The sequence below is a fragment of the Aquibacillus kalidii genome, assembly GCF_014280935.1.
In the GTDB taxonomy this organism is placed as follows: Bacteria; Bacillota; Bacilli; order Bacillales; family Amphibacillaceae; genus Aquibacillus_D; species Aquibacillus_D kalidii.
The window spans coordinates 1-18,225 of the sequence record NZ_JACLZI010000006.1 but is presented as its reverse complement, the minus strand read 5'-3'; the positions used below and the strand labels follow the sequence as shown (position 1 = coordinate 18,225).

General features: G+C 35.5%; 20 protein-coding genes and 1 other annotated feature. Of the genes, 1 reads left to right on the top strand and 19 read right to left on the bottom strand.

What is annotated here, in order from left to right; genetic code table 11:
* Positions 1–168 precede the first annotated feature (168 nt).
* The 17 genes from H7K77_RS00500 to rpsU all read right to left on the bottom strand — a co-directional run bounded on the left by H7K77_RS00500 (position 169) and on the right by rpsU (position 16,058).
* On the bottom strand, positions 169–978 hold the full coding sequence (locus tag H7K77_RS00500; protein WP_186575758.1) for a pyruvate, water dikinase regulatory protein: 810 nt from the start codon (positions 976–978) through the stop codon (positions 169–171).
* 30 nt (positions 979–1,008) lie between these two features.
* Positions 1,009–3,096, bottom strand: coding sequence for a glycine--tRNA ligase subunit beta (gene glyS / locus H7K77_RS00495; RefSeq protein WP_186575757.1), 2,088 nt, complete (start codon positions 3,094–3,096; stop codon positions 1,009–1,011).
* Positions 3,083–3,976: a glycine--tRNA ligase subunit alpha gene (glyQ, locus tag H7K77_RS00490; RefSeq protein WP_186575756.1), complete on the bottom strand. Its 894-nt coding sequence runs from the start codon at positions 3,974–3,976 to the stop codon at positions 3,083–3,085. The genes glyS and glyQ overlap by 14 nt, the downstream gene beginning before the upstream one ends.
* Before the next feature lie 120 nt (positions 3,977–4,096).
* Positions 4,097–4,271, bottom strand: a binding site (T-box leader).
* A 46-nt stretch (positions 4,272–4,317) separates the two neighbouring features.
* Entirely contained in the window at positions 4,318–5,097 is a 780-nt protein-coding gene (gene recO, locus H7K77_RS00485) for a DNA repair protein RecO (RefSeq protein ID WP_328700978.1), read from the bottom strand.
* A 37-nt stretch (positions 5,098–5,134) separates the two neighbouring features.
* Positions 5,135–5,281 carry a YqzL family protein gene (locus H7K77_RS00480; protein ID WP_186575754.1) on the bottom strand — a complete coding sequence of 49 codons (147 nt, stop codon included), beginning with the start codon at positions 5,279–5,281 and terminating at the stop codon, positions 5,135–5,137.
* A 95-nt stretch (positions 5,282–5,376) separates the two neighbouring features.
* Positions 5,377–6,279, bottom strand: coding sequence for a GTPase Era (gene era / locus H7K77_RS00475; protein WP_186575753.1), 903 nt, complete (start codon positions 6,277–6,279; stop codon positions 5,377–5,379).
* Between the two features lie 272 nt (positions 6,280–6,551).
* Positions 6,552–6,920, bottom strand: a complete 369-nt coding sequence (locus H7K77_RS00470) for a diacylglycerol kinase family protein (protein ID WP_186575752.1) — start codon at positions 6,918–6,920, stop codon at positions 6,552–6,554.
* On the bottom strand, positions 6,895–7,362 hold the full coding sequence (gene ybeY / locus H7K77_RS00465; RefSeq protein ID WP_186575821.1) for an rRNA maturation RNase YbeY: 468 nt from the start codon (positions 7,360–7,362) through the stop codon (positions 6,895–6,897). The genes H7K77_RS00470 and ybeY overlap by 26 nt, the downstream gene beginning before the upstream one ends.
* 2 nt (positions 7,363–7,364) lie before the next feature.
* Positions 7,365–9,503, bottom strand: coding sequence for an HD family phosphohydrolase (locus H7K77_RS00460; protein WP_186575751.1), 2,139 nt, complete (start codon positions 9,501–9,503; stop codon positions 7,365–7,367).
* A 76-nt stretch (positions 9,504–9,579) separates the two neighbouring features.
* Positions 9,580–10,542: a PhoH family protein gene (locus H7K77_RS00455; protein WP_186575750.1), complete on the bottom strand. Its 963-nt coding sequence runs from the start codon at positions 10,540–10,542 to the stop codon at positions 9,580–9,582.
* Between the two features lie 2 nt (positions 10,543–10,544).
* Complete coding sequence (gene yqfD / locus H7K77_RS00450; protein ID WP_186575749.1) at positions 10,545–11,768, bottom strand: sporulation protein YqfD; 1,224 nt, start codon at positions 11,766–11,768, stop codon at positions 10,545–10,547.
* 36 nt (positions 11,769–11,804) lie between these two features.
* On the bottom strand, positions 11,805–12,092 hold the full coding sequence (gene yqfC / locus H7K77_RS00445; protein ID WP_186575748.1) for a sporulation protein YqfC: 288 nt from the start codon (positions 12,090–12,092) through the stop codon (positions 11,805–11,807).
* 268 nt (positions 12,093–12,360) lie between these two features.
* Positions 12,361–12,843, bottom strand: a complete 483-nt coding sequence (locus tag H7K77_RS00440; protein WP_186575747.1) for a hypothetical protein — start codon at positions 12,841–12,843, stop codon at positions 12,361–12,363.
* Between the two features lie 30 nt (positions 12,844–12,873).
* Positions 12,874–13,860 (bottom strand): flotillin-like protein FloA, encoded by a 987-nt coding sequence (gene floA / locus H7K77_RS00435; RefSeq protein WP_186575746.1) that lies wholly within the window; start codon positions 13,858–13,860, stop codon positions 12,874–12,876.
* Positions 13,861–13,889: 29 nt separating this feature from the next.
* The gene (locus H7K77_RS00430) at positions 13,890–15,167 is read right to left on the bottom strand and encodes an NfeD family protein (RefSeq protein WP_186575820.1); all 1,278 of its coding nucleotides are present in this window, start codon (positions 15,165–15,167) and stop codon (positions 13,890–13,892) included.
* Positions 15,168–15,416: 249 nt separating this feature from the next.
* A complete protein-coding gene (locus H7K77_RS00425; protein ID WP_186575745.1) occupies positions 15,417–15,863 on the bottom strand; it encodes a GatB/YqeY domain-containing protein in 447 nt (148 codons plus the stop codon).
* Between the two features lie 18 nt (positions 15,864–15,881).
* Positions 15,882–16,058: a 30S ribosomal protein S21 gene (gene rpsU / locus H7K77_RS00420; protein WP_186575744.1), complete on the bottom strand. Its 177-nt coding sequence runs from the start codon at positions 16,056–16,058 to the stop codon at positions 15,882–15,884.
* 177 nt (positions 16,059–16,235) lie between these two features.
* Between rpsU and H7K77_RS00415 the strand changes: the two genes are divergently transcribed.
* The gene (locus H7K77_RS00415; protein ID WP_268911877.1) at positions 16,236–17,192 is read left to right on the top strand and encodes a Na/Pi symporter; all 957 of its coding nucleotides are present in this window, start codon (positions 16,236–16,238) and stop codon (positions 17,190–17,192) included.
* Positions 17,193–17,255: 63 nt separating this feature from the next.
* On the opposite strand, the gene deoC is transcribed toward H7K77_RS00415, so the two are convergent.
* A complete protein-coding gene (gene deoC, locus H7K77_RS00410; RefSeq protein ID WP_186575742.1) occupies positions 17,256–17,927 on the bottom strand; it encodes a deoxyribose-phosphate aldolase in 672 nt (223 codons plus the stop codon).
* A gap of 104 nt (positions 17,928–18,031) precedes the next feature.
* On the bottom strand, positions 18,032–18,225 hold a 194-nt coding region (locus H7K77_RS20970), incomplete at its 5' end, for a hypothetical protein (protein WP_222599144.1).

The window sequence follows — 18,225 nt, the reverse complement described above, 5'->3', positions numbered from 1 at the left end:
AAAAATAGTACTATAGAAACATTTTTTCACAAAAATTAATTATAATACAAAAAAAATGAAATTGCTATGTCTTTTTTGTGATTTTATACATTTCCTCTTAAATTTCTAGTTTTCAGTTAGAAAAACCCAAGCCAAAACTAGCAAGGGTTCTCATAACTGCTTGTATTCCTAGTACGTTTTATTTGTCATGTTCAAAATTACGTTTGCTGTTTCCTCTACTGCTTTATTAGAGACATCTATTACCGGGCATCCTATCCGATCTACAATCGATTCAAAGTGGGCAAGTTCTTCCTCAATTCTTTCTATATTTGCATAGCTTGCCTGGTCCCCTAAACCTAGTGCTTTTAAACGCTCCCGTCTAATATCATTCAATTTTTTTGAACTTATTTTTAATCCCACACATTTGTATGGTGGAACACGAAATAATTCAGGGGGAGGTTCTACTTCTGGAACAATTGGTACATTAGCAACCTTGAGTCTTTTATGTGCTAAGTATTGTGAGAGAGGTGTTTTGGAAGTTCTCGAAACACCTATTAATATTATATCTGCTTTAGAAATACCTCTAGGATCACGACCGTCATCATAACGTACGGCAAATTCAATCGCTTCTATACGTTGGAAATAGTCTTCATCTAATCTGTGGATTAAACCAGGCTTCATTCTAGGTTTACGTTTAAACACTCTTTCCATTGCTTCAATCATTGGTCCCATTATATCTATGCATTCAATATTTTTTTCATGCGCCTCTTTTTTTAAAAACTCTCTAAATTCTGGATTTACTAACGTAAAACCAATTATTGCTCCTTGTTGTTTTGCATGATAAACAACCCCTCTAAGAACCTCCTTATTGGCTACATAAGGGATCCTATGCATTGTATATTCACTATCTGAAATAAACTGACTTAAGGCTGCTTTCACTACAAATTCTGCTGTTTCTCCTACGGAATCTGATAGAACATAGATGATAGGTTTTTCCATAACAAGAACATCCTCCCCAGTTATGTTACGTTACATTTGCTGTTTCCATTGTACTTTGGTCAAATCTGCAAACATAATGATACTACTAGCAATTTTATTCAATAGGGATAGACGATTGTTCTTTAGTCTTTCATCCTCAGCCATTACCATCGTATGGTCGAAGAAGTCATGAATAGGTTGGGCTAATTCACTAAGACTTTGTAGCGCCTCTATTGCGTTATAGTTAGCTAGCGACTCATCATACCGATCAACAAGTTGGTTGTATGTGTTAAATAACCGCTCCTCCTGGTGATTTTCAAATAACTGTTCCGATATGCCAGTGTCTTCACCTTTAGCAGCCAGATTTAACACCCTTACCAAAGCCTCTTGGACATCCTTAAATGACTCCTCCTGGCGTTTATTTGTTAACAGAACAGCCTTTTGGATAGAAAAGGAAAAATTACCAATACCTTTCGTTAAGACAGCATCAATTACATCTTGCTCCACTTGATTATCCTTAATAATATATGCTGCTCTTGCTTTAAAGAATTCTTCTAGTTGTTCTCTAACTTCACTAGGATCTGTGGTATGAATTTGATAATCTTTAAATAACTCTAAGACAGAGTCTAATAGTGATTCCACCTGAATATTCCATTTTTGCTCATTTAAAATCTGAAGTATTCCAAGCGCTTGTCGCCTTAACGCATATGGATCCTGTGAACCACTCGGAATAATTCCAACAGAGAAACAGCCAATAATTGTGTCAAGCTTATCAGCTATACTAACAATTGATCCAATAATACTTGCTGGTAATTCACCATTTGCATTTCTCGGCATGTAATGTTCATTAATCGCTTGAGCTACCTCTTCATCTTCCCCAAATAAAGTGGCGTACTTTTGCCCCATCACACCTTGAAGCTCGGTAAACTCATTAACCATATTAGTTACTAGGTCAAATTTACTTATTTCTGCAGCTCTAATTACTTTGTTCTTCGTCACTTCATCAACATTTAAAAGAACACAAATTTCTTTTGTTATAGCGACAACTCGATTCACTTTTTCTGCAATAGTTCCGAGTTTTTCCTGAAAAACCATTTTTTCTAATTTTTTTATATTTTCTTCAATTGTTTGTTTTTGATCCTCTTCATAGAAAAAACGAGCATCAGATAATCGAGCTTTAAGAACCTTTTCATTCCCTTTAGCAACTGTATCAATAAACTGATCGTTACCATTTCTAACGGCAATAAAATTAGCTAATAATTTGCCTTCTAATGAACGAACTGGAAAGTAACGTTGATGTTCTTTCATCGATGTAATTAAAACTTCTTCCGGTATTGATAAAAACTCATCACTAAATTTACCGGAGAAAACAGTTGGATACTCAACTAAGTGCTTTACTTCCGTTAATAATTCTTCATCAACAACAATATTCCATTTGTTTTCTTTTTCTAATTGTTGAATTCCTTTTAAAATCAATTCTTCTCGCTCTTGTGAATCTACAATTACAAATTGTTCTTTTAAATTATTTCTATATTGCAAAGGTTCACTTAATGTCATGGTGTCACCTAAAAATCTATGACCATACGTGACGTTTGATGCTTTAACACCTGTGATTTCAAAGGGGATAACCTCATCATTATTTAGTGCAACAATCCACCTGATTGGTCTAACAAATCTTACATTAAGATTACTCCATCTCATATTCTTAGGAAAATTTAGACTTAACACTATTTCTTTAAAAGATGGCAACAATTTAGTTGTTAATTGACCTTCGATATATTTATTAACAAAAGCATATTCTATACCTTTTATTTCCTTAAAATAAATATCATCTACACTTTTCCCTTGGCCTTTCGAAAATCCAATGGCTGCCTTTGACCATACACCTTCGTCATTTAAGGCTATTTTTTTAGCAGGTCCTTTTGCTTCTTCTTCCATATCAGGCTGCTTTTCAGCCAAATCTTCAATTAACACAGCTAATCTTCTTGGTGTTACATACGTTACTACCTGTTTATAAGGGAGACGAAGATCTTTTAACCATTCAATTGTTTTCGATTCTAGCTGTGACTTTGCATCATTTAAAAATCGTGCCGGCATCTCTTCTAAACCAATTTCAAATAACACGTTAGTTGTTGTCATGAGCTTCTACCCCCTCTTTTAACATTGGAAAACCTAATCTTTCTCGTTCTTCTACATAGAGCTTTGCAATTTCACGTGCTAGGTTTCGAACTCTAGAAATATACCCTGTTCTCTCCGTTACAGAAATTACACCTTTTGCATCTAGTAAATTAAATGTATGTGAACACTTTAACACGTAATCATAAGCAGGAAATACTAGCCCTTTTTCCATTGTTTGTTTCGCCTCTGCTTCGTACGTTGAAAATAGATCAAAGAGCATGTCCGTATTCGACTCTTCAAATGTGTATTTGGAATGCTCAAATTCTGGCTGATAAAAAATGTCTCCTATAGTGACACCATCCGTCCACTCTAATTCGAATACATTCTCCTTATCTTGAATGTAGGAAGCCAACCGTTCAATCCCATATGTAATTTCGACTGCAACTGGTTTGGCTTCTAAGCCACCAATCTGTTGAAAATATGTAAACTGAGTTATTTCCATACCGTCTAACCAAACTTCCCAACCTAACCCAGCTGCACCAAGTGTAGGATTTTCCCAGTTATCCTCAACAAAACGTATGTCGTGTTTCAAAGGATCGATCCCTAACGCCTTTAAAGAATCCAAATATAGTTCTTGAATATTGTCTGGTGATGGTTTCATAATTACCTGGAATTGATGGTGTTGATAGAGACGATTTGGGTTTTGTCCGTACCTTCCGTCAGCAGGACGTCTAGATGGTTCTACATATGCAACATTCCATGGTTCAGGTCCAAGACTTCGTAATAAAGTCATTGGTGACATGGTTCCAGCACCTTTCTCGACGTCATAAGCTTGCATTAGAATACAATTCTGATCTGACCAATGCTTTTGCAACGTTAAAATCATTGTTTGAACATTCATTTTTGTTAACCTCCATTTAGGGTTTAGTCAAAATAGGCAAAACAGGGTTCGCATAATTAGCAGTAAGTAGGCAAATTTGGAAGAAACGAAATAATCCCGTCCCTATGTCTAATAATTAGACATAGGGACGGGATTACCGCGGTTCCACCCTATTTGCTATTCACCGACCGTAAATAGCCACTTTTATTACGTTGCTCCAGAGCGCCTTCCTTATCCACTCTTTATCCAGCTCACACCAACCTGGATTCGCTAAAAAAGAGAAAAAATAAGTACTACTCTCTATCATCGCTTACCTGTCGAATTTGTTTTAAATCATACTCAATATAGTCCTATTTGTCAAGCTAGATAAATTTATCAATTTGTTTTAAAAACTTTTTTGATTTCAAGAAGTATCCACCATATTGATCATAGTAATTTTCCATTAATGCTTGTAAAAGTTGTTTATTTTCCTTTTTAATAGAGATATCACCAATTCTCTCTATATTAATTTCTGAAAACACATAAAGTAGCTTCACAATAGGGATCGGTAAAACAACAGCTGTTTCATCTTTCCATTTACATTTTCTACAAAGTAAGCCTCCCTCATTGACTGAGAAAGAATAGTCACTATCCTTATTTCCACAAGAGACACAGTGCTTTACTACTGGAGAAAAGCCAGCTTTTTTGTACATTTTCAATTCATATATGATCGTCAATACATCTGGATCTTTCCCATCACACATCCATTGGAGTGTTTGAAATAATTGCTGAAATAAATAAGGATCTGGTTGATTTGGATCTAATAACTTGTCAGTTAGTTCCGCAATATATGTAGCATAAGCAGTCTTGATAATATCTTCTCTAATTTTTCTTAAGGAATACTGTACCTCGCCTTGCTGAATCGTTCCTAAACCAGAGCCTGTTTGCAATAAAAAGGACCCATATATAAATGGCTGCGTAATAGCAGCCATTCTACTTTTCGGCTTCTTTGCTCCACGAGCAATTGCACCAACTTTTCCTAATTCTTTTGTAAATAATGTTACGATTTTATGTGTTTCCCCATAATCTTGCGTTTTTAATATAATACCCTCTACTTTTTCAAACAAAGAATTCACCAATCCCTTTGTTGTTTCCTTTGCCATCTAATTAAATGATGTACATGAACTTACGTAATAGATGTTATTGCATATGTGTATCTTCTAATTTAATAAAATCTTGATTCATTTGTTCGGGAGCATCTTCGTAGACAGATTCTAATTCTTTCATCAATAAATAGGTTTCAATGTTTCCTGTCTGACTAAAGAATTTCCAAGATAAGTCGGTCACAAGAAACCCCACCTTTCAAAAAATAATATTTTGTTACCTACTTATAGAATTGCCAAGTTAGCCGATAGCATGTGTATTAATATTTTCCAAGTATATCAATACTCATCGGTTGTAAATCCGTACTCATTCAATTGATGCTGTTTATTCCGCCAATCTTTTTGTACTTTCACCCAAAGTTCCAAGTATACTTTTGTTCCTAATAGGTTCTCGATATCCTGTCGAGCTTTCACTCCAATTTCCTTTAACATGGATCCTTGTTTTCCAATAATGATCCCTTTCTGCGACTTTCTTTCTGTAATGATAGTAGCCTGAATTAACAGTTTTTCCCTTTCATCAGGGTTAATATTTTCAATAACCACAGCTATAGAGTGCGGTACTTCTTCTCTTGTTAGTTGAAGGGCCTTTTCTCTTATTAGTTCACTAATAATAAAGCGCTCAGGGTGGTCCGTAATCTGATCTTCAGGATAATATTGTGGGCCTTCTGGTAATTCCTCTTTTAAAACTTCTAATAGATGGTTTACATTATTCCCCTCTAAAGCAGATATAGGGACAATTTCTTTAAAATTGTACTTGTCCTTATATTGTTCAATTAATGGCAGAAGTTGATCTGGGTGTACTTGGTCAATCTTATTAATAATTAGAAATACTGGATTTTTAACATTTTGGAGACGATCAATAATAAATTGGTCTCCCCTTCCATATCCCTCTGCTGCGTTAATCATAAACATAACAGCATCTACTTCGTTTAGTGTATTCTCTGCAACTTTCACCATAAAATCGCCCAATTTATGTTTCGGCTTATGAATTCCTGGTGTGTCAATAAAGATCATTTGGGCATCTTTTTCAGTTAAAACACCTTGGATTTTATTTCTAGTCGTTTGTGGTTTATCACTCATTATTGCTATTTTTTGTCCAATTACTCGGTTCATAAATGTTGATTTCCCTACATTTGGGCGGCCAATTATTGTGATAAATCCTGATTTATATGTCTGTTCCATGTTGTCTCCTCCGTCTACTGATCGATTCATTATGTCAATTAATTTTTATTTTACTACAAAATTACTTCCCTTTCACACTTTCGACAAAACCTCTTTAAAAAAGTTAGCATATTATTTATTTAAGTCTAAGACTTTAGCATTGAAAACCTAATCATGATTAATTTATGCAAATCTTTTTTCTCCGTGTCCTTATATTTTCCTAGTCCACAAAAAAAATCCCTCGCTTGCTTGTTTAACAAGAAGGGATTTTTCAAAAAACTGTTTTCTTTTGACTAAAAAATTTTAGGCAAAAATATGAGACAACCAATAATAAAGGACACTATTGCGGCTACTAGCACTGCTGCAGCAGACAAATCTTTTACTAGTCCAACCATTGGATGGATCTCTGGCGCCAAATAATCCATTGCGCGTTCCATCGCAGTATTAATTAGTTCAAATGAAAGAACAGAGCCTATCGTTAACAGAATAATCGCCCACTCCATCATCGTTAATCGAAATATAAATCCTGCAATGCACACAACCGATGTAGTAAAAACATGAATTTTAAAATTCAATTCTTTTTGAAATGCATGAAAGACCCCATTAACGGCATAACGGAAACCTATTCGCACAGGTTTATTGTCTTTTAAGCCCGAATTCATCTAATATTTCCTCTTGTCTTCCAAACATTCTTTTTTCTTCATCCTCTTGCATGTGATCATAACCCAATAAATGTAGAAATCCATGTAGAGCAAGAAAACCTAACTCCCGTTCAAAAGAATGATTATATTCAAGAGCCTGTTCCTGTGCCTTGTCTACTGAAATGATTATGTCTCCAAGGACAATCGGGATCTCCTCTCCAATGACTTTAATTTCCCCTTCTCCCTCTTCTTCTAGAGCAAAAGAAATAACGTCAGTTGGCTTGTCTATTTGGCGATAATTTCGGTTTATAATTTGGATCTCCTTATTATCAACAAAATTAACAGAGACTTCCGCTTCACTCGTAATATTTTCTTGCTCTGCAGCAAATGATAGTAGGCGGTGGAGCATATCCACATATTCCTCTTTAATTGTATTTGTTTCATCATGAAAATCGATATGAATCATTAATTTGCCCCCTTAACTTCTTTTTCAGTTGGATATTGAATTCTAGAATGATAAATACCATTTAGTGTTTCGCAGATAGCCTTTTGAACGGTTTCTAATTCCCTAAAGGTTAAAGAACTATCATTTAATTGCCCATCTTTTAGACGATCACTAATAATGGATTCTACTGTTTCATCAATTTTTTGTTTATCTGGTTGGTTCATGGATCGAACTGCAGCTTCTACTGAATCACAAATAGAAAGAATTGCTGCTTCTTTTGATCTTGGCTTTGGACCTGGGTAACGATAATCTGATTCTAAAACATTTGGACTGTGATCTTTAGCTTTGTAATAAAAATATTTCAACAATGTTGTACCATGATGTTGTTCTGCAATATCGATTATTTCCTTTGGAAGCTTATGTTTTTTCAACAGCTTAGCTCCGTCATATGGGTGGCTAATGATAATTTCTGCACTTTGTTTCGGTTCTAAATAATCATGAGGGTTTTTAATCCCCATTTGGTTTTCGATGAAATAGTGTGGTCTTATCGTCTTCCCAAGATCATGGTAGTACGCAGCAACCCGAGCAAGCAAACCATTTGCTCCTATAGCTTCACAAGATGCCTCACTTAAATTAGCAACCATTACACTGTGATGATATGTGCCTGGAGCTTCGGTTAAAATTTTACGAAGCAATGGATGATTTGGGCTTGATAGTGTTAGTAATTTAGTGTCAGAAAGAATTCCAAGACCCGCCTCAAAAAAAGGAAGCATTCCTAATGTAAAGACAGCTGATAATAATGCTGATACAACAGCAAAGCTACCTAACAAAAGGGAGTCAGCTATTGAATATTTTTCAAAAGATAATAATAAAAATACTAATACAGTTAATAAATTAATTACTACTATTCCTGCACCTGCCTTTAATATTGCAGTTCTATCTTTCACATTGGCAAGAAAGATAATTCCTGCAAACTGAGAGAGCAGTAAATAAACACCTGCTTCCATATTTAAAGAACCTGGTATTTGAGAATTAAAAATAATACACCCTAGTATGGCATACACAAAAGCAAATACTATAGCCAGACGTTCTCTAAGTAGGATTTTTAATAGCATGGCCCCAGTTGCTGAAGGAACTAATAAAAACATCTGATTTGCTGGTGTTGTGTACAGACTAACTATCTTCATTAAAACAACGGTGAAAGTGCTTATTATCAGAATAGAAGCCAATTTACCTTTATCAAGATCCTTATATTTACTAAATACACCTATCTCGTAGACCATTACACCAGATAGCAACACTAAAAGAATGATAAGTCCGATAACAGGAAAAATATTGCGATCATTATTTAATACCCCAACTAACGCCAGTTTTTCATATATCTCATTTGTGATAGTTTGTCCTTCACGAACAATAACCTCACCTGCTCTAATATAAACAGGCTCAACATTATTTATAGCTTGCTTTTGCGCTTCTTCTGTACGGTCTACGGAAAAGAAAGAATTCTCTACAATAGCAAAGTTAACAATAGTATATAGTGCTTGTTTGAAGTCATCATCTAAACTTGAATACCTTAATTTTTGGTTTACGTTACTAATTGCTGTTTCTAATGTTGTGGTCCGAACGCCTTCGTTTAAAGTATCGTACAGTGAAGTTGTTAATAACTCCTTAGCGATGGATCTTTCGTTATCACTCGCGGTAACAAGCTTTGTTAAAACTTCTCCATCAACATTATTCGTTATTTCATTACTAAGAATTTGTTGGAGATATTGAACTTTTTGTTCTGTAGTTAAAGAAGTCGTTTCCGATTTACCCTCAGTTATATTTTCTTCCTCTAGCTTTTTTACCGCATCAAATAACTCTATTATGTATTCTACCCGCTCTTGGGTAATCTCAGACGAAATATCATAACGGTCTTCAACAGCCTGAACAGCTTCTCTACTTCTACGTTCTGTTTCTTTTGTATTCTCTATCGTAATAGGAGAGCGGATTGTATTTTTTGCATTGCTAAATCGTTCCATATCATATGTTTCTGTAAATACATTTGACAGGGTAAGCAAAAAGAAAATGCAGGCTAATAATAAGCCGAGAAAGCCAATCTTAACCCGTATATTATTATGTTTGAGTAAATCGGCGAATTTTCTCCATTTAAAATTCATTATATTACCCCTTTATAACAGCCTTGAATACAGAAATAAGACCCAGATAAATTGGGTCTTAAGCCATGCTGTACACTTATTCCTTTTCTTGTTCATATGCGTCAATAATTCTTTGTACAAGTGGGTGACGTACCACGTCAGATTGTCTTAAGTAAGAAAAGGAAATTCCTTTAATATTTGCCAATCTTGTTTCAACTTGCTTCAATCCTGAGTGTACACCTTTAGGCAAGTCTACTTGTGTAATATCACCTGTAATAACCATCTTAGAGCCAAAGCCTAGTCGAGTTAAAAACATTTTCATTTGGGCTCCAGTTGTATTCTGTGCTTCATCAAGTATAACAAATGCATCATCCAAAGTTCTCCCACGCATATACGCTAATGGAGCTATTTCTATGGTTCCTCTTTCAATAAGACGCAATGTATGTTCATTACCTAGAACATCATGTAAAGCATCATATAAAGGGCGTAGATATGGGTCAACCTTTTCTTTTAAGTCACCAGGAAGGAAACCTAAGCTTTCACCAGCTTCAACCGCTGGACGTGTTAATATAATGCGCTTCACTGAGCCTTGTTTCAATGCATTCACAGCCATAACAACTGCAAGGTAGGTCTTACCTGTCCCAGCCGGGCCAATCCCAAAGACTAAGTCATTTGCCTTAATTTCATTAACATAATTACGTTGACCTAATGTTTTAACACGAATCGATTTTCCTTTTGCATTTTTGGTTATTTCATCCTCAAAAAGCGTTTCAAATTGGTTTATTTTCCCCTTCTTACCTAGTTCAACCGCATATACAACGTCTCTTTCTGAGATCGTCAAGCCTTTTCTAATTATCGTTAGTAAAGCATGTAATATTTCCTCTATTACTTTTATATCTTCTTCAACACCAGAAACACTTACTTGCTCTCCTCTAGTTATGATTGATGTATTAAAATGTTCTTCAATTTGTTTTAAATGCTTGTCTTCTGTTCCAAATAAACTTAGTGCTTCATTTGGATCATCTAATTGTAAGTCTATTGTTTTTAAATCCTCAGGCATAATCAATCTCCTTGAACTATAGGTTGTGATTTTGCGATATCTTCTAAAACATCAAAAGAAAGCGTTAATTTTACTTTACCACTCTCCATACTTTCTTGCAAAACTTTTCCAAAAGTTATTTCGGCATCTTTGCCTAACTTTTGCTGCAGCTCTTTCTTAGCTTGTTTTATTGCTGCAGCTTTCGCTTCATCTTTTGTTCGCTTTTCTTTCACTTTTTCTTTTTCATGAATCGTTTGTTTTACAAATGATATTGGTAATTCCCATTTAAAGAAATTTACAGAACGATCTGAGGCTTCCAATTGAATTTCTTTATATTCAGGACTTTTAAATCCCCAAACAGGTACCATAAAGTCACCAAATCGAAGGTAATATTTCTTTTTATTATCTCCAGTCAACACTTCATAATTCGTTTCTAAAGGGATAGTTACATTACTTTTATACCAAGTCTTAGCAATTATTTCCCCTTCTGCAGCAACTAACTGTTTTTTTGTTCCTTTCTTATCCTCCTCTTTATCCTCTTCCTCTTGACTCTTCCCTAATTCCCCGGATACTAATAAGTCACCTTTTTTAACAACATCATTTATTTTAATCATAGGTTGTCCCTTTGAAATATAATATTCAACGATAACTCCCTCTTTTTTTGCTACTAGGTTACGCGGTGAAAGCTTTTCTCCTTCTTCCACTATCGTTTTCTCTACGCCTTCGAGGTGATAGGTTGTCCCTTTTTCGGTTACCCCTACCCATAATAGTTCAGGTATGTCATTCAGGAGCTTCTGTTGAATTTCCCCAGGGGACCCGATGTTAAATTTTAAGGCACCTGGTTGAATTCCATATTCATCTAACTGGTTCTCAATCTTTTTTTGTATTTCGGAGTTGACTCCTTTTACATTGACACTCCAAACCATGTTTGACAGATATGTAACAAATAGTAGGCTTAAGACTAATCCAATAATTAATGGTTTTCGATAAAGCAATTTATTCGTAAAAAATGGTAAGCCTTTCTTGTTTCGAAAGGCTATTTTATAAATGGTTTTCCTTCTTAAAGCTTTAACATCCGATATGTCCTTTAATTTAATATTACCTGTACATTCAGTTTTACTAACTTTCTTAATACTCCATACCATTATCCCTTTTCTTGCACAAAGGTCAAAAAACAGTTCAGGATGGTGTCCAGAAACTTTTATCGTTACATACCCTGCAAAGAATACTCCTTGTGTTTGCTTCATTCCCTTGTTCTCCTCCCATCCAAAAATCCAACAAATTTAGTCGTCACTCTCAATAAAGACAATTTCGCTAATGGTTCCTTCCAACAAGATTTCTTCTGGCAGCATCATTCTAAGTACGAAATTTTTGCCAGTTATCTTCAGGTAACCATACTCCATATTTAATCGAAGCTCATTGTCTGTAAAAAGTAATAAGCCTCGATGATTTTCAATATATGCATGCAATTGACCGATTGTTGTAATTCTAGGTAGTTCGAGGACTACATCGGAAGGTAATTCAAGGTTTTGGGACAACCAGTTCCCGATGCGCTGATGCCATTTTTTCATCTATGATGCCTCCCCTCACATACATGTTATGATACAAACCCTTGTATCAGAACAGTAAAATAACACGTTTATTTCAAGAAATATACTGTTCTCATCTTATTAGCATGACAATAGAATTGCTAAAGACACTTATCTATATATTCAAACCCATTAAGATATGTGTATGAATGAAACAGAGGAAAATACCCAACACTTTTCCTTTGTTACTGAACCACCTATTAGAAGACAACAAAAAAATGCACCTGATTAATCAAGTGCATTCTCTTCGTTATTTATTCATTCGATTTTGAGCAACATTTTGATACGGTTTCACTGCTCTTGGTGGGCCTAAAACTTCAGCCATAACCACACTTTCAGCTACACGCCTTTTCGTAATATTTCTAGCGACTGATAATCTCGGTTCTTTACGCTTTAACTTGCCAAAACTTTTTTTAGGCTTATCTCCAATAGTACCATAGATATTTCCCTTGGAATGGCTTATGTCTTTTACTTCGCCCTTTTTCTCCATATTGACTCTATCAAGCTGCTCCTGCTTTTCTTCAAAATAAGTTTGCATTTCGGTTTTAGGCGCTGTTTCTTCTCTTAACACCTGTTCTTCTTCCGTCCTAATAGGTTTCGAAGAAGGACTCCTACCCGAAACTGGTTGTTGTTTAGGTAGGGGGCTAGTATTCTTCTCGTCCTTGCCAGCCTTAGCTAAAAACCACCCAATAGCGGCAATGATAAAAGGTAGTAATCCCAACAAATCATCCATGGAAACCCTCCTTCCCGAGGATTCTCTTATTTATTCTTCTTCATTCTCATCTTTAGACATATTTCCAATAGTATTACGCATATCAGTATCTGCATTTATATTCTTATAGTTCATATAATCCATTACACCCATATGTCCTGAACGTAATGCCTCAGCTAATGCTAGAGGTACATCTGCCTCTGCTTCTACTACCTTCGCACGCATTTCTTGTACTTTAGCAACCATTTCTTGTTCTTGTGCAACAGCCATTGCACGGCGTTCTTCCGCTTTTGCTTGTGCAATATTTTTATCCGCTTCTGCTTGATCTGTTTGAAGCATTGCACCGATGTTTTTACCGATATCAATGTCTGCTATATCGATTGATAGAATTTCAAAAGCAGTTCCTGCATCCAAACCTTTTGATAATACATTGTGTGAAATAAGGTCAGGGTTCTCTAACACCTTACTATGACTTTCAGAACTACCAATAGTACTAACAATCCCTTCACCAACACGGGCTATTACAGTGTCCTCTCCTGCACCACCGACCAATCGATCGATATTTGCACGAACTGTAATTCTTGCTTTCGCTTTCACTTCAATACCATCCATTGAAATACCTGCGATAAATGGTGTTTCGATAACTTTAGGGTTTACACTCATTTGTACTGCTTCTAGTACATCACGACCAGCAAGATCAATTGCTGCCGCCCTTTCAAAACCAAGTTCAATATTGGCACGCTGCGCTGCTATTAGAGCGTTAACAACACGGTCAACATTACCACCTGCAAGGTAGTGACTTTCCAGTTGGTTAGTCGTAACATCTAACCCAGCCTTATGTGCTTTGATTAAAGGGTTAATTACGCGAGCTGGTACAACTCTTCGTAGACGCATACCTACCAGAGTAAAAATGTTAACATGTACACCCGCTGCCAGCGCACTTATCCAAAGCATTACTGGAATAAATGTAAATAAAATAGCGACAACAATTACAATAAGACCCACAATTATAATAGGCAAAAGTTGCTCAATCGTCATTTGATTTCCTCCTAAATATATATTCTATGTTATATTTCTCTAACAACTATACGAGATCCTTCTGTTTTTATTACTTTTATGTCTGAATTTGTAGGAATAAAGCCTCCTTCAGAAATAACATCTAAACGCTCTCCATCAAATACACCTGTACCGGATGGACGTAAAGGTGTTACGGACTTTCCTTCGAGCCCGATTAACTCCAAGCGATTTACGGAGGATACATAGCCTTCTTCCGTTGTAGTAGCATCTTTCAATACAATGTGTCTAAAAAATCCTTTCTCAAATCCCATTGTTTTAAAAAGAACAACAGAAACGATAATCGATAATAAAACAGCGATTCCGATGCTCATCGTCATATGCCCTATGTTGTTTGTAGACATAAACAGGGCGCCAACAATAGCACCAATGCCCAGGAATCCAATTATTCCCCCTGGGAGGAATAGCTCTAAAACAATGAAAACAATTCCTAATACTAATAAAATAATTGCTTCATACCCTGCCAGCCCTGCAACAACATGGCCATAGAAGAATAAAACGAGTGACAGTAGTCCAACTGAACCAGGAATACCAAATCCTGGCGAATAAAGCTCCACAATTAAACCAATACTTGCCAATGACAACAAAATAGGTACTACAACAGGATTCGTTAAGAAACGAGCTACCTCTTCTGCAAGGGTAGGTTTCATTTCAATTATGGATGCATGATTAAGATTTAATTTATTTAATAATGCGGTTCGGTGTTCCACTGTTGATTCAGAATAACCCACTTCCACTGCAGAACTAGCATCCAACGTTAAATATTCACCTTTAGGTGCACCATATTTCGGAAGGTCATAATCAGCATTGGCCATTGCTTCAGCATATATTGGATCTCTACCTTTTGATGTAGCAGCACCTCGCATAGCTGCCACCCAAGCAGATTGTGCCTTTTTATCAGCAGCTGTGCCGTCCGAATTAATAACACCACTCGCACCCATCGTCGCTTGTGGTTTCATATATATATGATCCGTATTTAAAGCGAGATAGGATCCGGCTGACAGTGCCTCCACAGTTATAAAGGAAGTTGTGGGAATATCCAAATCCTGCAAAATCTCTGCGATATTTGCCGCAGCGTCTACTCTACCACCTGGAGTATTTATTTCAAATATAATATGATCTGCATTTGCTTCTGTAGCTTCCTGGGTCGTTCGCTTTAAAAAAGCCTCTAAACCTCTTTCAACTGTTTTTTCAATTGGAATAACATACACCAGCTTTCCTTCCCCTGTAGATTCTGCTTCTACTAGAGTAGGCTGTATTGAAATAAACATAATCACACTTAGAATACAGATAAAAAAGCTTATCCCTTGTCTTCTCACGCCAGTCCTCCTTTCTTATGTATATCCTTTATTACGTTTAGTTTAATTCAAAGGTTTCATTTTATTAATCAAATGTTCTTTATATATGTAAAATAATAATAAAAACCTCCAGCCACATCAGTGACTGGAGGTTTTATTGTTACTAACCAAAAATCAAAATATATGTTAGTAAATTTGTTAGTCAGCTCGTATGGGTTTCAATTAGGACAAATGTTTCTGAACTAATTGATTAACTTGAGAGCCATCTGCTTTACCTTTTACTTTAGGCATAAGAGCGCTCATCACTTTACCCATCTCTTTTTTTGAAGTAGCATCTACTTCTTTAATTGTTTCTAAAACAATTTCTTCTAACTGCTCTTGTGAAAGCTGTTCAGGCATATATACTTGTAAAACTTTAATCTCTTCTTCAAGTTTCTCTACAAGATCATCGCGTCCAGCTTCTTGAAATTCATGGAGGGAATCTTTACGCTGTTTTAACTCTCTAGATAAAACAGTTAATTCTTCTTCTTCAGATAATCCATCTTTCCCAAGTTTAATTGCATCATTTTGCAACGAAGCTTTAACCATGCGGATGACACTTAAGGTTTGTTTATCCTTATTTCTCATCGCTTGCTTCATATCCTGGTTCAGACGTTCTAATAATGACATCTTTACTCTACACCCTCTTTAGAATTTACGCTTTCTAGCTGCCTCAGACTTTTTCTTACGGCGAACACTAGGTTTTTCATAAAATTCTTTTTTACGATATTCTGCCAATGTACCAGATTTAGATACACTGCGTTTAAAGCGACGAAGAGCATCTTCAAGAGACTCGTTTTTACGAACGCGAGTTGTGTTTGACATGCTATTTTCCCTCCCTCCGAAGCATACAACAAGTTTGTTACGACATATGTACAATACATATGCCTCCCGACAATTATAATATAATGCTTTTTTTTGGTCAACTTATTTCCGAAATAACTTATTTTTTTCTATTTTAAAAATAAAAAAGTAACATTCTTTGGAGAACTCGTCCATACAATGGCTAGTGAGGTGAATACGTTGGGAGATCTAATTTCTTTGTTAGCTGTTTATATCATGTTATTTTTTTTAGGACTAAGTATTCTACGTAACGGATTGTATCAACTTTCCTATCAAAAAATGGAATACTTTTTGGCAACTTTCACAAAAAATACTTTCTTTGGTATTTTAACAGGACTAGCTGCTACCGCAATCCTACAAAGTAGTTCCGTTATAATGGTATTAACTATTAGCTTTGTAAGTATTGGATTTATTTCATTTAAACAATCAATTGGAATAATGTTAGGTGCAAATATAGGTACTACTATTACTGCGGAGCTAATGGCATTTTCAAACTATATACCAGAAATTACATTTGTAATAGTTGGTGTCATTTTAATCTTTTTTAAAAGTCGCATATTATTCTCTATTGGTTCTATTTTATTTGGATTAGGTAGCATATTTGTTGCATTGAACGGGTTTGAATCATTGGCACAAAATATTGCTAGTATTCCAATTCTTACAGAGAGCCTAGATTATGCTAGTAACCATCCAACTATTGGCGTATGGATAGGAACGATCGTAAGTGGCGTCATACAGTCTTCTAGTGCTACTGTGGGATTAACAATGAGTTTTTTACACGAAAACCTTATTGCTCTACCAACATCGATAGCAATTGTTCTAGGAGCAAATATTGGGACATGTGTTACATCATTGCTAGCCTCATTTGGTACGAAAAAAGAAGCTAAGTTAGTTGCTATGTCACACATATGGTTTAACGTTCTCGGCGTCATAATGTTTATCCCGTTTTTAGGATGGTTAACAGACTTGGCACAAGTACTGTCACAAGATGTCAAAGAACAACTTGCACATATTTCTGTCCTATTTAATGTAATTTCAGTATTATGTTTGTTACCGTTTATATCCTATTTCGCAAAATTCATTACCAAATTACACGGCAAGAAGGCCTTTAATTAACTAATTCTCTAAAACAAAAACAAAACCCATCGCAATAATGTGGGTTTTGTTTTTGTAATCATTTTAATAATCAGTTGTTCCTTTTTGCCCAGCAATGATTTGAACGCCGGAACTAGCTCCAATTCGTGTTGCTCCTGCTTCAATCATTGCTTCCGTAGTTTCACGATCTCTAACTCCTCCGGATGCTTTAACTCCCATTTCAGGACCAACTGTTTTTCTCATTAATTCAATATCCTCAACAGTAGCACCGCCACCAGAAAATCCAGTTGATGTCTTAACAAAATCTGCACCAACTTTTTTTGCTAGTTCACAAGCTATAACTTTTTCTTCGTTAGTTAATAAAGAAGTTTCAATAATAACTTTAGTAAGAGCCTTTTTATTAGCAGCATCAACTACTGCTTTAATATCATTTTCAACCACGTCAAACCTCTTTGATTTTAATGCACCAATATTAATAACCATATCCACTTCGGTTGCACCGTTTTTAATAGCTTGTTCCGTTTCAAATGCTTTTGTTTCTGATGTCGTTGCTCCTAATGGAAATCCAATTACTGTACAGACTTTCACATCTGTATCTTTTAATTTATCGTAACAATAGGAAACCCAATATGGGTTGACACAAACAGAGGCAAAATCACTTTCCCTTGCCTCATTAATAATTTTGTCTATTTGTTGTTGGTCAGTGTCAGGTTTTAATTGCGTATGATCAATCATTTTTGCTAAATTTATATCCATTATATTCTTTCCCTTCTTTCTAATTACATATCTTTACATAGAATAGCATTTATAGCTAAAAAAACCAAATTTACGTATTAGATAGAGCAACTACTAAACCCATTCTAAATATTTATTAGGTTTTCATATTCTTTTTGTAGATTATTTAAGTGCATATTTGAGAGAAAATCTCCAGTAACTTTATTAAACCCCTTTGAATGTGAGCTTGAACTCGTTCCGGCAGAATACTCCGCTTTCCGTGGGCACGGCCTCAGCTTCCTCAGAGCAAAGACCGCTCTTCCGGGATCTTCACCTCGTG

Coding starts and splice junctions, on each gene's coding strand:
- H7K77_RS00460 (WP_186575751.1), bottom strand. CDS start 9,503: ATGAATTTTAAATGGAGAAAATTCGCCGATTTACTCAAACATAATAAT.
- glyQ (WP_186575756.1), bottom strand. CDS start 3,976: ATGAATGTTCAAACAATGATTTTAACGTTGCAAAAGCATTGGTCAGAT.
- yqfC (WP_186575748.1), bottom strand. CDS start 12,092: ATGAAAAAATGGCATCAGCGCATCGGGAACTGGTTGTCCCAAAACCTT.
- glyS (WP_186575757.1), bottom strand. CDS start 3,096: ATGACAACAACTAACGTGTTATTTGAAATTGGTTTAGAAGAGATGCCG.
- H7K77_RS00455 (WP_186575750.1), bottom strand. CDS start 10,542: ATGCCTGAGGATTTAAAAACAATAGACTTACAATTAGATGATCCAAAT.
- yqfD (WP_186575749.1), bottom strand. CDS start 11,768: ATGAAGCAAACACAAGGAGTATTCTTTGCAGGGTATGTAACGATAAAA.
- H7K77_RS00440 (WP_186575747.1), bottom strand. CDS start 12,843: ATGGATGATTTGTTGGGATTACTACCTTTTATCATTGCCGCTATTGGG.
- H7K77_RS00430 (WP_186575820.1), bottom strand. CDS start 15,167: ATGTTTATTTCAATACAGCCTACTCTAGTAGAAGCAGAATCTACAGGG.
- floA (WP_186575746.1), bottom strand. CDS start 13,860: ATGACGATTGAGCAACTTTTGCCTATTATAATTGTGGGTCTTATTGTA.
- era (WP_186575753.1), bottom strand. CDS start 6,279: ATGGAACAGACATATAAATCAGGATTTATCACAATAATTGGCCGCCCA.
- H7K77_RS00470 (WP_186575752.1), bottom strand. CDS start 6,920: ATGAATTCGGGCTTAAAAGACAATAAACCTGTGCGAATAGGTTTCCGT.
- deoC (WP_186575742.1), bottom strand. CDS start 17,927: ATGGATATAAATTTAGCAAAAATGATTGATCATACGCAATTAAAACCT.
- H7K77_RS00415 (WP_268911877.1), top strand. CDS start 16,236: ATGGCTAGTGAGGTGAATACGTTGGGAGATCTAATTTCTTTGTTAGCT.
- H7K77_RS00500 (WP_186575758.1), bottom strand. CDS start 978: ATGGAAAAACCTATCATCTATGTTCTATCAGATTCCGTAGGAGAAACA.
- rpsU (WP_186575744.1), bottom strand. CDS start 16,058: ATGTCAAACACAACTCGCGTTCGTAAAAACGAGTCTCTTGAAGATGCT.
- H7K77_RS00425 (WP_186575745.1), bottom strand. CDS start 15,863: ATGTCATTATTAGAACGTCTGAACCAGGATATGAAGCAAGCGATGAGA.
- recO (WP_328700978.1), bottom strand. CDS start 5,097: ATGGCAAAGGAAACAACAAAGGGATTGGTGAATTCTTTGTTTGAAAAA.